This is a genomic window from Ruegeria sp. CDSC052, from assembly GCF_059610685.1.
Window position 1 is genome coordinate 14619 of sequence record NZ_JBXWOB010000015.1, and the last position, 14024, is coordinate 28642.

Consider the following 14024-nt stretch of genomic DNA (forward strand, 5'->3'; position numbering starts at 1 on the left):
ACCTCAAACTGTGTGAAGTTCAGATGACAGAAGAATTGATCCTTGCCAATGCCACGCTGATCCTGCCCGACGAAACCATTAACGGCAGCGTCCGGGTTCAGGGCGACAGCATCACCGAGATCGATACAGGCGCGGCGGTTCCAAGCGGTGCAATCGATTGTGAGGGTGACTATGTCAGCCCCGGTCTGGTCGAGCTGCACACAGACAATCTGGAACGTCATATCCAGCCCCGCCCCAAGGTCGACTGGCCCCATGCGGCGGCAATTCTTGCCCATGACGCCGAACTGGCCAGCACGGGCATCACAACCGTGTTCGATGCGATGCGCGTCGGGTCGATCCCGACTGGTCCGCGCTACAACAAATACGCACGTGGCCTGTCCCGCGAGCTGTGGCAGTTACGAGAGCAAGACGCCTTAAAAATCAGCCATTTCCTGCATTTGCGGGCCGAATTGTGTTCAGAAACGCTGGTCGAAGAACTGGATGAATTCGGCCTCGAGGACCGTGTTGGGCTGGTGTCACTGATGGACCACACGCCTGGTCAGCGTCAATTCCGTGATATCTCAAAGCTCGAAAGCTATCTGAAAGGAAAGCTGGGGTTGGAGGGCAAGGAATTCCAGCAGCATGTCGCGGACCTCAAGGCGATGAGGGACAGGAACGGCGAAAAGCACGAGGTGGAAACCGTAAAAGCGGCCAAACGTTTTGGGGCCATGCTGGCCAGCCATGACGACACCACCCGGGAACAGGTACATGTGTCAGCGGGCCACGGTATCCGGCTGGCCGAGTTCCCCACCACGGTCGAGGCGGCGCGGGCCTGCCATGATCACGGGATCAAGGTGATGATGGGGGCGCCGAATGTAATCCGGGGCGGGTCACATTCGGGGAATGTCGCCGCCAAAGAACTGGCCGATCTGGGACACCTGGATATTCTGTCATCGGACTATGTGCCGGCCGCGTTGTTGCTGTCGGCGGCACGGCTGGGCGAGATGTGGGGCAACATGGCCCGTGGACTGCGGACCGTTACGATGTCCCCGGCGCAGGTGGTCGGGCTGGAAGACCGTGGCGAGCTGCGCGCAGGCGCGCGCGCCGACGTCATTCGGTTCCGGATGCGTGAAGGGGCGCCTGCCCTGAACGGAGTGTGGTCGCGAGGGCGACGTGTGGCCTGATCAGGCCCTGTAGAAAAGGTATCGGTCGGGTGCGATGGTCTCCGGTCCGGTGATCTGTTCAAACCCAACCAGTGGTTGGCCGGATATCAGCAGCCCACCGGGCAGCATGACCTGAGCGATCAGCGGGCTGAGCATCGCCGCCTCAGTCACATCATCCTGCTTGATACCGCGCCCGAAATCGTAATGTGCCAATGCTATTTTCGGGCCACCGGCTGCTAGTTTCTTTAACATAGGACCCGCTTCGCCCTGCAGAAAATCCTCTGCCGGAGGGGTGCTGGACGGGTGGCACTGTAAAACCCTGTCCATGACCCAGATGCGCCGGTCTGGTAGAATTTCACGTAGGTGATCATAGGTGCGGCCATTCCCCAAACCCATGTCCAGTATATCGCCGCTCGTATCTATAATCTGATCGACCGCCCAGTTCAGCCCGTCGCGTTGGGCCGTCAGGCGGCGCAGCATTGAATCCAATCGGCTCATTCGGGTCTCCGTGATTTATCGTTTTTTGGGGCGGTCCAGACGGTCGTCGGACCATCCAGAAACCGCGTCAGAAGGTCCTGCGTAAAGGACCAGATATCTTCATCATGCACCAGGTGATGCGTCAGGATCCCAAACGGCTCGGTATTGTCCGCAGGCCCTTCGCGCCTGTCCCGCAGCAGATCTGTGGCTTGAGCGATCAGCTTGTCCCGAGGGGCCAACCCCCGTGACCCGCGCCAGTCGATCGGGTCCAGATGCGTGTTGACCTGCATAAGGCCAGGTGCCGCTATCTTTGCCTTTCGGGGCGTCGCAGTGGACAGGATTTGATATCCCAGGCCCGGCAGTTCCTGCACCATTTTTGAGGCGATACGGTTCCACGGCGGCACGAACATTGGGCACAGCTTGTCGGGAAACAGGGTCTGTAGCCGGGTCAGCCCGGCCCGTGCATCGTTGCGTATGTCCTGAAAGGGGCGATGCAGTCGAAACTCTGATTTCTTCTCGTTTGTCGGAGCGTGGTTTTGATGGGCCCAGCCATGGACCACCGGTATCAATGCGGGCGAGCCTTCGACATGGGTAACCAGATCTTCATCTGCGTCACGCGGAATAATCGCCAGATGAACCGGCAGTTCCAGTGATGCGGACAGCGCCTCCAAACGTTCCAACTGTGGCGTGACACAGACCGCGTCATCATCCCTCCACCACAGCGGCAGAGACAGCCCGTCGCGTCGCCACATATCAAGCTCGGTCATCAGGGGGTGCCAATCACCGGTCATGGGCGTGATCCAAAAGTGATTGTACAATCTCGACAGATTTTGCAGCCCCGTCAAAACCCTGACCGGCACTTGGCCGCGCGGGGGCGGCCAGAACGGCCTCGACAGCCTGCGCCAGGGTATCTCCGGTCAACTTGTCGCTTGGCAATACGTCTATTGCGCTGAGCTTCGACAGGCTTTGGCCGCGCAAGGTCTGTTCGACTTCGCTTCCGTCGTCGAAGGGGATGAAAACCGAGGGTACGCCAGACTGCAGAATGTCCAACGCCGTGTTGTAGCCGCACATGCTGACCGATGCGGCGGCCAAGGGCAGCATTTGTCGAAAGTCCGGGCGCACCGGTTCCAGCGTGACAGGGGCGTCGCCAACACCTGCTGTCAGGCGTTCTATGCGTGCTGCGGAGTCCAGCCCGCCTACCAACAGGCGCCAGCGCCTGTTGGGCATCTTTCGTGCGGCCTCGATGGCCGCCTGAAAGATAGGCTCGCCCACCGACCCACCGCCAGCGCTTACCAGAATCTCACCTTTACCGATCCCTTCGGGATGCTGGGTCGGTGCCGTAGGGGCCACGAACCCGGTATAGAACAGGCGATGCGCCAGACGTTCCGAGACTGGCCAGCTTACACTCAGCGGGATCATGCTTGGGTCTGAATGGACAAGGACACCGTCAAAGAGGTCAAGAATGATTTCCTCGGTGCGCTGGGCTGTGGCAGGTTTGGACGGGGGCGCCAGTATGTCCCTGACAGATCCCAAAATAACCGGACGGGGACCCTGTGCGTGGGCAGCATCCAACAGGGCGTCAAACTCATCCGCCAGGGATCTGCGGCCAAAGGGGTAAAGCTCGGTTATCAATACATCCGGAGCAAAGCTCCGCAGCGCCTCTGTCAGGGCAACCTTGCGGGCGTCGAAATAGGCAGGATGCGCGGCCTCATCCGATTGCGTCAGCAACCGCGTGAAATTGGTGCCGTCCGAGCGCAATGGCGGCAGCCCTAGCAAGTCGATCCCGGTATGGTCCAGCTGCGGCGCGGGCATTCCGCCCGAGACCAGCAAGACCTTGTGACCCTCAGCGGCAAAGGCCCGGCCCAATGTAAGCGCGCGGCTCAGATGTCCGGTGCCCAGCAGATGGGTCACAACAATCATCACCCTCATATGCGGGTCTCCTGCCGGATCAAGCGGATAGGGTCAGTTTCGGGGCGCATGGACTCCATGTCCACGATATAGAGGCGGTTGCGCTTGATCTTAAAGGGGGCGGGGCCGTCAAAATCCCATCCCCAGGCGCGGGCCAGAATGACCCGCATGATACCGATATGGCAAACGGCTACGGTGTTTTCGCCAAGACTGGCAAGCCAAGGTTCCAGCCGCTGCCAGATTTCGGCGGGGCTTTCACCTCCGGGGGGTAGGAAATCCCAACCCCAATCTTCGATATGGCGATAACCGCTTGTGGGATCGGCAATGAGATCGGTGCCGTGCTGCCCCTCCCAAGCGCCCCAGTTCATTTCTGTGAGGGCCTCGGACTTCAACGGTTCGCGCCCTGAAACCAGTTTTGCCGTCTGGGCCGCACGCGCCAAGGGACTGGACCAGACCATAGCCTGATCCCAAGGGGAGGGCAGGGAATAGCATGCCAGTTCTGTCTGAGCCTGTTCATCCAATGGAATATCGCTGCGCCCCTGAATACGCCCGGCGCGGTTCCACGCCGTATGCCCGTGGCGCAATAGGGCGAGCTTGCTCATGTGGATGCCTCCAGCAAAGGATCAACAGCCGTCCAGAACCGATCAGTTGCATCTGGCATCAGGTGGCGCGCGGCTATATATGCGGCCGATTGGCTGCCTTGAGAAGACCGCAGTGCCGGATTGTCCAGAAGAGTGCGCAGCCTTGCAGCCAGCCCCTTGGCCCCTTCAGCAACCGAAGGATAGTCGGACGGCATAAGCACATCCCGGACGCCCGGCCTGTCTTGCGCGACCACGGGGATACCATGTGCCTGAGCCTCTAGATAGATCATGCCATAGGCCTCATTCACGCCGGGCCAGACCATCAGGGATGCGGTAGCATAAGTCTTGCGCAGCGCGTCGCGATCAAGCTGCCCCAGAAACCGGACTTTCGTGCCAAACTTGGCCATCAGCGCTTCGATTTCGGCGCGGGCGGGACCATCGCCCGCAATAGACAGGGACCAATCGCCCTGCAGGTGGCGCAGTGCCTGTTCAAGCACCCGGTAAGAGGCCAGCTTGTCGCCGTGTCGCATCATGCCCACGGCCAGCATCGGGCCATCGCAGCTAGAGGCCTGCGGCAGCGAGGAGGCGGGAAGAAACGGCGGAAGCTCGACAAGCGCCTGATTTCCGAACTGCTCGCGTTCCAGCGTGATGAGGTCATTGGCGGTGTGATAAAAGATCACCCGGGCCGCGTCGCAGGCCTGATGGGCCGCTTGGGCAAACCCTGACCATGGCCCCTGAAGGCGGCTGTAGGCACGGGTGCTTTCAAGCTGAACATAGGGTATGTTTCGCGCCGTACTTACACGGGGTCCAATCAGATCAGGGGCCTTGTAATAATTGTGATAGGTCACCCATAGTGCAGTGTCAGCAGGCAGGTCGCAGGTCAGGCGCAGCACCTCGGCATCAGCCTCATGGCGCAGTTTGGCCTGGACCTCTTTGTCGCCGTGCTTGTCGAATACGCGCAGGTCCGAGGCCAGATCCACCGCATCCCCTCGGGCTTGGATTGCCAGAAGAAGATTTCGGGCCATTTCCCGGTCCCCCGACGGCACCGGGCTATTGGGGGATTTCATCGGGGCGTAGAAGGCGATGCGCGGCATCAGCTCTTATGCGCGCCCAGCGCGCTTAACCTGGAAGACAAAAGCGCTATGCCCGGGTCCATGCGGAAGTCGGCGATCAGACGATCATAGGCAGCACCCGCCATTGCTGCAGCCTGCGCGGGGTTGGCCGCCAGCTGTGCAATCGCATTTGCCAGCGCGTCCGGATCGTCATCCGTCAGGACGCCATGCGTGCCTGTCTCGATAAACTCGGGAATCGCAGAAACGGAGGTCGACAGGATCGGCAGATATTGCGAGGCGGCTTCCATCAGCACATTGGGCAGGCCATCCCGGTCCCCATCTGCGGCGATCCGGCTGGGCAGAACAAACAGGTCTGCTGTGCGCATCGCGGCGATGACCTCGGGTTGGTCACAGGCCCCTTTCCAGGTGATGCGCCCGGACAACCCGGCCCATGCGGCCCGGTTCTGCAAAGTATCACTCAGGCTTCCTCCGCCGATATGCGTCCAGTGCCAGTCAAGATCGTCCGGCAGCATGGCGAATGCATCAATCAGGCGATCGAAGCCTTTCTTTTCGACCAACCTCCCAACGGACAGCATATGAAAAGGGCTGTCAGCGGGGCGTAAGCCGCGTTCCGGCGGGGCTGGAAAGCGGCCCAGGTCCAGCCCGTGATAGATCAGTTCAACCCGTGCCGGATCGTCGGCGAGGCTGCGCAGATGCTGGGCGCCGATCGCGGTGCAGGTTGCACCAAAAGCTGCTCCGTAAGTGTCGGAGTGCAACTTTTCCGATTTTTCCCAGTCCGGTGACGTCCAGATATCTTTTGCATGGGCTGAAAAGCTCCACGGAAGGCCGCGCATGATCGCGGCATAGCGCGCGACCGACGAGGGCGTATGCATGAAATGCGCATAGAGAACCTGTGTGCTGGCGGGCAATTCCGCAGCCAGAACGCAGGCCTGACCGAACCGACGGATGCGGTTGTGCGTGGGATCGCGGCGCAAATCAGCGCGCCAGACCTTATAGGCCGCGCCGTATCCCGGCAGACGCTGCGCTTGTTCGCGGGCAGCCCATATGCGCTGAGGTTCTTGATACAGATATTCCGGCAAGTACCGAACCTGGCCACGAAACCTGTCGTGCAGCGGATGCCGTTTCATATCGGTTGGATGACGCAGGGACCAGATGTCGAACTCATGGCCGGCCTCTTGCAGAGCAACAAGTTCCTGCGCGATGAACGTTTCGGACAGGCGCGGCCACCCTTTGACCAACACCGCCAGATTGGGCGCGCCTGCGGTCATCCGGTTGCCCGTTCCTGTTCCTGATTCAGCAATACCTCAATGCGCCCGGTGACATAGTCCAACCCGTCCAGCAGGCCCTGTTCAATGGCCTGAGACGGCAATGGCTGATGTGGTAGATCGCGAATGGCACGGACCATGGAATCGGTTGTTAGCCCGTCACGGAACTCGTCCAACATCCGGATCAGTCCTAGATCCTCGGCGCGTGAGGCACGGATCCACTGTTCCATACGCGGACTGGTCCGTGGAACAATGACGGCGCGTTTGTCAAAGGACAGGACCTCGCAGAACGTATTATACCCACCCATACAGACGACGCCAGCCGCGCCGTGGAACAGCGTTTCGATCTGGGATTCAAAGCCGACGGCGGTCACACGCCCGTTCAAGGCGGCCACACGTGTTTCGAATTCGTCCCGCAGATCACCAGACAGGAACGGGCCATAGACCAATACCGCGCGTGGTGACAGGTCGGGGTCCTTTTCGTAAGCCGAAAGAACCAGGTTCACCATCGCCTTGCCGTCCCCACCACCACCTGGGGTAATCAAGATATAGGGCTGTTCCGGTGGGGTACCGATTGGCCCCAGATCACGACGCAAATAGCCAGTCCAGTGAATGCGCGACTGGGCCGCGTGATTCAGAGGGAGCCCCTTGGTCGGATCATAGATCGAACGCAGCCCGTAAACCCAGATTTCATGATAGAATCTTTCGGTCGCTGCAGTTGCCTCTTTCCGTTCCCACTCTGCGGCCAGAACTTCGGGTTCATCCAGAACATCACGCAAACCCAGCACCAGTTTGGTGCGCTGCGAGAGCAAAAGGTTTTCGAGTGTTGGCAATAGCTCGCCGCGGAACCCGGTGGGTTCTTTGTCTACGATCAGAATGTCCGGGTCAAACTGCTGAACGGCGGTCTGAATCAACCCCGATCGCAACTCGGTCACCTCGTCGATCCCCATCCCGATTGTCTGAGACGCGTATGACCCGTCCGCCCGTTTGGTCACGCCAGGCAGACGCACGTGGTCGACCCTGCGCGGAAATGTGAACCGGCCAGCGACAGGCGATCCGGTCAGGATCAGGGATGATGCCGTTGGATCCGCCTGCGTAATTGCGGCGGCCAGTGCACGAGACCTGCGCAGATGGCCCAGCCCGAACGTGTCATGGCTGTAAAACAGGATCCGTGGCGCGCGGCCAGTAGTATCGTTTTGTCTTCCTAGGCTCATGCCTTCGCCTGTCTTAAGTGTCTTGGTGTCGGTCCGCGCATCGGCACCTGTTAGCTTATCGTCTTTCACCCGTCTTGCCAAAGGGCCTTGTGACCCGCCGACTGGAAGGGACTGCGTAAAACGTCAGCCATTCCTCGGGTAAGCCGCAAGGTGCCTTTTCGTTTTTGCGCAAAGACCTTAGCTGCTTGCCCGAAAGTGTATGCCCAGCCCGTCATATTCAGTTTTGAAGCGGATGAAAACATCCGATTCCAACTCATTGCACCCGGAACACGCCTGTGCACTTTATCGGGACCGCAGCAGCGCACAAATTGAAGTGTTCGGAAAGCTTCTGTAACCTGCGACAACATGCGACCCGGAAGCGAGAATTCATGAGATTTAACCTATTGGCTGCAATGGCCCTGTTCGTCTGGGTGGCTATGCTATCTCTGGGGTCGGAAGCGACGGCGCAGACTTCGCTTATACCCGGGTATGGTTCGGGGTCTGGCACGACATCTGAAGCAGATAAGGAAAGCGAACTGGCTGACGCGATCCGATCAGCCACCGAAGCGGGTGCAAGCGTCATCGTCATCGACAGCGCCGGTCAGCTTGTCTCATCTGGTGGCAATACCGCCTCGACGCACGACGATATCGCCCATGACCCGATGTCCGAAGGGTCACAGTTGATGAAGGCGCAAGAGCGGTTCTCGAAGTTCCGCGAGTCGATGGAGTCGCGCCTGCAGGCTTTGCCGTATTCGATCTTCGAAGTGCAATATGTTTTGCGAGAGACCAGCCCAGACGGCCGAATACAGACCTATGTCGAAGTGTTGGGCTGGAATATACTCTTCCTTCTTCTGGGGCGCTGGCTGTCGATAGAAATCTACGGCAAGCGTCTTGCAAAAAGGCTGGTGGTGGCGCGGTCAAAAGAAGATCCGCAGGGCTATCGCGAAAAAATGCCCTTTCTGGTCTTTCGCTTTTTCATGGGTGTTGGGGCCACGATCTTCGCGATGCTGATGGCCCTGATCGTGGGCTATCTGATCTTTGGCGAGGCTGAAGATCTTTCGATTCAGTTCACGACCACCGCCATATTTACGGCATTCTTTCTTGCACGCACAGTTTCCGATCTTTGGCGTATGGTGTTGTCTCCTTACCTCAGTCAATACCGGCTGCCGCCCTTTTCCGACCGGGAGGCAAAACGCCTTTACGTCTGGGCCTCGGCAATCGCGACATATGATATCTCGGTGGTATTGTTTTCTACCTGGGTTGCGGATTTTGGTCTGAACTACAATGTCTATGCGATGGTCTATGGCGGCCTGACCATGTTTGGCGCCTTGGGCAATGTTCTGATGATTCTGTTCAACGCGCGCGCCATCTCGAACGCGATCCGAGGCGGGCGGTCAAAGGAACAGGTATCCTGGATTTTGCGCCTGATATCGATTGCCTGGGCGCCGGTTCTGGCAGTTTATATCGTGTTCAGCTGGTTCAAACTGGCTGTTGATCTGGTGCTTGAGAACGAGAATTCCATTCCGATTGTTGCCAGCAGCTATGCCATCTTCATGTCTGTGGTAATTGCCTATGGCGCGATGAACTATCTGCTTGAACGCTACTTCGTCCGCAATCGCCAGATTGAAGAGCTGAACGCAGAGACTGGTGCCGGTGTTGAAGAGGATGAGGTTCCTCAAACCCCACAAGCGGAAAAGAGAAAGCACTCGATCGTCACCTATGAGGATCTGGCGCGACGTGTGGCCGGTATCCTGGCATTTGTCGTCGGGTTATATGCTCTGGTCGTAATCTGGAATCCGGACGCAAGCTGGAGCGAAGACCTGCCTATTGAACGGGCTCTGGACGTGATGGTTATCCTGTTCATGGGCTACATCTTGTTCCATTTCTTTCGTGTCTGGATTGATACCAAGATTGCTGAGGAAGAAGACGTAGCCGGTGGAGAGGTTGAACTGGGCGACGAGGGCGGGGAAGGCGGGCAAAGCCGTCTTGCGACACTGCTGCCGTTGTTCCGTGGCGCAATTCTGGCGGTTGTTGTTGTGACCATCGTTCTGATTGTCCTGATGGAATTGGGTATCAATGTCAGCCCGCTGTTCGCCGGTGCCGGTGTCGTGGGTCTGGCCGTTGGGTTCGGGTCGCAAACGCTTGTCCGGGATATATTCTCGGGCGCGTTCTTCCTGATGGATGATGCCTTCCGCAAAGGCGAATATATCGACATTGGCGATGTGAAGGGGACGGTCGAGAAAATCTCGGTCCGGTCGTTCCAGTTGCGGCACCATCTGGGCGCACTGAATACGATCCCCTTTGGCGAGATCAAGGTTCTTACCAACTATTCGCGTGATTGGGTGATCATGAAGTTGCCCCTGCGGGTGACCTATGACACCGATGTCGAAAAAGTACGGAAACTCATCAAGAATTTGGGCCAAGAGCTTTTGAGCGATCCGGTGATTGGGGATAATTTTATCCAGCCGTTGAAATCGCAGGGCGTGATCGAAATGCAGGATTCGGCGATGATTATTCGGGTCAAGTTCATGACCAAGCCGGGCGATCAATGGCTGGTGCGTAAGAAGGTCTATCAGGATATCCGCGAATTGTTTGCCCGCGAAGGGATCAAGTTTGCGCATCGTGAGGTGACCGTCAGGCTTGCTGACGGAAAAGAGGCCGAAAACCTGACACCGCAGGAACGCGAAGCGGTGACCGGTGCGGTGCATGCGGCCATCGACGAGGATTATCTGGACGATATCGGTCCTGGAGGCGACGACCGCTAGGGACCGCTCCCGCCTCTTTGGGCTGCGTCTCTGACGAGACCCCTTCCAAAGCGTTGGGCCGGACCGCGCGGCTGCCGGCGAGGGCGTAGGCGTAGGGCTATGACCAGGAGGCGCTCGACGTGCCCAGTTTGCTTGCGGGTAGGTCCCACGACATCTGGGCCGGACCAACCGAGAGTGCGGGCTTCAACCTGTGGCCAGGTCCCCATCCAGAGGTTTCGGTCTTGGTCGTGAAATCCGCAGGAACCGAAGCGCCAATTTCTGTCTTGGTGTCGAACTTGCCTAGAATGGTCAGCAGGTCAGCCGTGCGTGCCAGCGACAATCGGGCCTGCATGATCGGCGCACCCATCGCGGCTTCGGACAATGCTGACAGGACGGCGGCAGCCATCAGATATCCAGTCGCGTGGTCCAGCGCCTGCACCGGCAGGGGTGTCGGCTTGTCTGCACCGGCCCATACCCGACCTGCATCGGCAATCCCGCTGCTCATCTGTACGAGGCTGTCAAATCCGCGCCGCGAAGACCAAGGGCCTTGCCAGCCATAGGCATTCAGCGTGACTTCTACTCTGTTCGGGGCAATCTCGTCCCGTTTGGCTTGGGTGAGGCCCAGCGCGTCCAATGCGCCAGGGCGATAGCCGTGAATGAAGACATCCGCCTGGGTCAGCAAGCCGTGTAGCAACTCGATCCCTGCGGGGGATTTCAGGTCCAGATAGGCACAGCGCTTACCCAGAGAAATATCCGGGATCACACCCGGCTCGTCCCAGTCCGGAGGATCAATGCGCAAGACCTCTGCCCCGAACCCCGCCAGAGTTCTAGTTGAAACCGGACCGGCTAGAACGCGGGTCAGATCAAGCACGCGCAGACCTGCCAGCGGGCGCTTGGCGGTTGCCTCTGGCCGGTCGCGAAGCTTAATCTGTCGGGGTTTGTGCCACCCGATCAGCGGGTCCCGTGAAACCGCGCGCCCCTGTGGATGATCTTGCCATTCCCCACGGCTGCGCATGGCGGCTGCCACACCACCCTCAGCCACGACAGCGTTTTCAAGATTGGCCGCCGACAAAGTTGCAACGGCCTTTGTAACCACGTCCCGATCTCCTTTGACCTTCAGGACTTTCAGGGCGGCCGCACGGTGCTGAGGCAGGTTCGTGTGCAGCCTGATCCAACCATCATTGGCAAGGTAATCACCGGCGATACTGTCCCAGAGGTTGGGCATTTCCCAGCCATCGGGTTTGAAAGAATATCCGTACCAAAGAGACGCCAACCGGTGATCGACCAAAATCTCGGGCGGGCTTTGGGTCAGGTTCAGCGCGCCCATCAGGCGTGCCAGTTCCTGACCAACAGCCGCAAAGCTGGCGGTCGCCAGTTCGGAGACTGCATACACGCTGGGTCGCGCTCCGGTGCCGGTTGTCCGATACCCTTCCGGTGATGGCAGTACTGATAACAGCGTCATTGCTGATACGGATCCAGGCTGTCACGAAGCCCGTCACCCAGAAAGTTGAATGCCAGCACGATGACAATGATTGGCAGCATCGGGATGGCCGTCCAGGGGTAGATCTCGATCGACGCAAGGTTCTGCGCATCATTCAGCATCACACCCCAGCTGACGGCCGGGGCGCGCAGCCCAAGCCCAAGGAAGCTGAGCGCTGTTTCGCCCAGGATCATTGCCGGGATCGACAGGGTTGCCGATGCGATCAGATGCGACATGAAGTTGGGCAGCAGGTGCTTGCGGATCACCCGGCCCGAGCTTGCTCCCATCATTTCGGCTGCACGTACGTATTCTTCTTCGCGCAACGATAGGAATTTGGCACGAACGGATCGCGCAAGGCCAGGCCAGTCGAGAATCCCCAGGATAATCGAGATGATGAAGAATACCGCGACCGGGCTCCAATTCGAGGGGACCGCCGCTGATAGCGCGAGCCAAAGGGGCAATTCAGGTAGTGAGCGCAGAATTTCGATTATACGGTTAATCACCCAGTCGATTCTGCCGCCAAAATATCCCGCAATCGAGCCGAACAGGATACCAAGAAAGAAGGACACTGAAATCCCGATCAGACCCACCGTCAATGACAGCTGGGCGCCAAAGAGGATACGGCTGAATACATCACGGCCCAGACGATCCGACCCCCAAAGGAACAAAGTCGCGTCTTCAGGTGCGCAGAACAGATGGGTGTCGGACTTGATCAGACCCGCCAGCTTGTACTCGGCCCCTTCGCAGAAAAACTTGATTGGCCGCGGGGTGTCGGTGTCGGCGACAAACTTCCACTGGAAGGTCTCCAGATCCGCCTCGGCCACCATCGAATAGACATAAGGCCCGATGAATTCGCCCTCATGGAACCAGTTGATGCTTTGCGGCGGGGCATAGAGATGCTCGTCATTACGTTCATTCGGGCCATAAGGCGCGATGAAACCCGCAAAGGGCAGCATGAGATAGCACAGCAATAGGAAGACGCCGGAAATCAGGCCCAGCTTGTGGGTTCGGAATTTGCGCCAGACCAGAATCCAGTTCGGAGCATCCAAATCGGCGCGCTCAAGCTGTTGCAGGGCGGCATCGGGATCGAATGGGGCGTCGTCGACATAGCGACCATCAGGATGTTGGGTCATGCTTCACGCCCCTCATATCGGATGCGCGGGTCCAGCATGACCAGCAGAATGTCAGAGATCATCGTACCGATCAGTGTCAGCAAAGCCACAAACATTAGGATGAAGGCGGACAGGAACTGGTCCTGGGTTTTCAGCGCGGTCAGCAATGTCGGGCCGATTGTCTGAAGGCCCAGAACAACCGATACCAGAACAGAGCCGGAGACCATCGAAGGCAGCAGGTTTCCGATATCCGCGACAAAGGGGTTGAAGGCCACACGCAGCGGATATTTGGTCAGCATCCGCGACGGGGCCATGCCTTTGGCAATGGCGGTTTCCACATAGGGTTTGCCCAGCTCATCCAGCATATTCGCCCGTAATCGCTGCATCATCGCCGAAGCGCCAGATGTGCCGATCACAAAGGTCGGTACGATCAAATGGACGAGGATGGATTTCAGCTTTTCCCAACTCATTGGCAGCCCTTCAAAGGACGGGTCCATCAGGCCTCCGATTGGTAGGTTGAAATAGCGGTGCCCATAGTAAAACAGGATTAGTGCCAGTAGAAAGTTCGGCGTTGCCAGACCCAAATAGCCCACAAAGGCCGAGGTATAGTCGATCCAGGTCCGCGACTTCGCGGCTGCAAGGACACCCAGTGGCAAGGCCACCGCATATACGAACAGGATGGCGGCCAGATTGACCACGACGGTCAGCCACAGCGTGTCGCCCACGATTTCTGCGACAGGGCGGTCAAATTCAAAGGACCAGCCGTAGTTGCCTTGCACCAGCCCATCGAACCCATGCGGGCCAGGCCAGAAACCGATCCAGATCATATATTGTTCCCACATGGGGCGATCCAGCGCATATTCCGCGCGCAGGAATTCTGCCTTGGCCACACCCGCCGATTGTCCGGACGCCTGCAGTTCAGCGATCTGATTGCTGAGATAGTCGCCCGGGGGCAGGTTGATAATCACGAATACCAGAACCGACACCACAAGAAGGGTCAGCAGCATCGTGAAAAAGCGATAGACTGCATAGCGCAGCATGACCATGTG

Annotated in this window: 12 protein-coding genes; 2 read left to right on the top strand and 10 right to left on the bottom strand. The window is 58.6% G+C overall.

What is annotated here, in order from left to right; translation table 11 throughout:
• The first annotated feature begins 23 nt into the window (after positions 1-23).
• The gene (locus AC2FIM_RS17850; protein ID WP_281973438.1) at positions 24-1163 is read left to right on the top strand and encodes an alpha-D-ribose 1-methylphosphonate 5-triphosphate diphosphatase; all 1140 of its coding nucleotides are present in this window, start codon (positions 24-26) and stop codon (positions 1161-1163) included.
• Here the strand turns inward: AC2FIM_RS17850 and AC2FIM_RS17855 are convergent, their stop codons facing one another.
• Genes AC2FIM_RS17855 through AC2FIM_RS17885 form a run of 7 tightly spaced genes read right to left on the bottom strand, consistent with a single transcriptional unit; the run spans position 1164 to position 7660 of the window.
• Complete coding sequence (locus tag AC2FIM_RS17855; protein WP_496678904.1) at positions 1164-1640, bottom strand: class I SAM-dependent methyltransferase; 477 nt, start codon at positions 1638-1640, stop codon at positions 1164-1166.
• Positions 1637-2410 carry a polysaccharide deacetylase family protein gene (locus AC2FIM_RS17860; protein ID WP_496678906.1) on the bottom strand — a complete coding sequence of 258 codons (774 nt, stop codon included), beginning with the start codon at positions 2408-2410 and terminating at the stop codon, positions 1637-1639. Before AC2FIM_RS17860 ends, AC2FIM_RS17855 begins: the two co-directional genes overlap by 4 nt.
• Positions 2400-3548: a glycosyltransferase family protein gene (locus AC2FIM_RS17865; protein WP_496678908.1), complete on the bottom strand. Its 1149-nt coding sequence runs from the start codon at positions 3546-3548 to the stop codon at positions 2400-2402. Before AC2FIM_RS17865 ends, AC2FIM_RS17860 begins: the two co-directional genes overlap by 11 nt.
• Entirely contained in the window at positions 3545-4129 is a 585-nt protein-coding gene (locus tag AC2FIM_RS17870; RefSeq protein WP_282022259.1) for a histidine phosphatase family protein, read from the bottom strand. Before AC2FIM_RS17870 ends, AC2FIM_RS17865 begins: the two co-directional genes overlap by 4 nt.
• Positions 4126-5202: a glycosyltransferase family 4 protein gene (locus AC2FIM_RS17875; RefSeq protein ID WP_496678910.1), complete on the bottom strand. Its 1077-nt coding sequence runs from the start codon at positions 5200-5202 to the stop codon at positions 4126-4128. The genes AC2FIM_RS17870 and AC2FIM_RS17875 overlap by 4 nt, the downstream gene beginning before the upstream one ends.
• Entirely contained in the window at positions 5202-6449 is a 1248-nt protein-coding gene (locus AC2FIM_RS17880; protein WP_271951534.1) for a glycosyltransferase, read from the bottom strand. The genes AC2FIM_RS17875 and AC2FIM_RS17880 overlap by 1 nt, the downstream gene beginning before the upstream one ends.
• Entirely contained in the window at positions 6446-7660 is a 1215-nt protein-coding gene (locus tag AC2FIM_RS17885) for a glycosyltransferase family protein (RefSeq protein ID WP_185956733.1), read from the bottom strand. The genes AC2FIM_RS17880 and AC2FIM_RS17885 overlap by 4 nt, the downstream gene beginning before the upstream one ends.
• 368 nt (positions 7661-8028) lie before the next feature.
• Between AC2FIM_RS17885 and AC2FIM_RS17890 the strand changes: the two genes are divergently transcribed.
• Positions 8029-10404, top strand: a complete 2376-nt coding sequence (locus AC2FIM_RS17890) for a mechanosensitive ion channel family protein (RefSeq protein WP_281973444.1) — start codon at positions 8029-8031, stop codon at positions 10402-10404.
• A gap of 97 nt (positions 10405-10501) precedes the next feature.
• Here the strand turns inward: AC2FIM_RS17890 and AC2FIM_RS17895 are convergent, their stop codons facing one another.
• From AC2FIM_RS17895 to AC2FIM_RS17905, 3 genes are read right to left on the bottom strand one after another with little or no spacing between them, the layout of a single operon-like run.
• On the bottom strand, positions 10502-11845 hold the full coding sequence (locus AC2FIM_RS17895) for a CoA transferase (RefSeq protein ID WP_281973446.1): 1344 nt from the start codon (positions 11843-11845) through the stop codon (positions 10502-10504).
• Positions 11842-12996 (bottom strand): ABC transporter permease, encoded by a 1155-nt coding sequence (locus tag AC2FIM_RS17900; protein ID WP_142639373.1) that lies wholly within the window; start codon positions 12994-12996, stop codon positions 11842-11844. Before AC2FIM_RS17900 ends, AC2FIM_RS17895 begins: the two co-directional genes overlap by 4 nt.
• Entirely contained in the window at positions 12993-14021 is a 1029-nt protein-coding gene (locus AC2FIM_RS17905) for an ABC transporter permease (protein ID WP_142639375.1), read from the bottom strand. Before AC2FIM_RS17905 ends, AC2FIM_RS17900 begins: the two co-directional genes overlap by 4 nt.
• Positions 14022-14024: the final 3 nt, after the last annotated feature.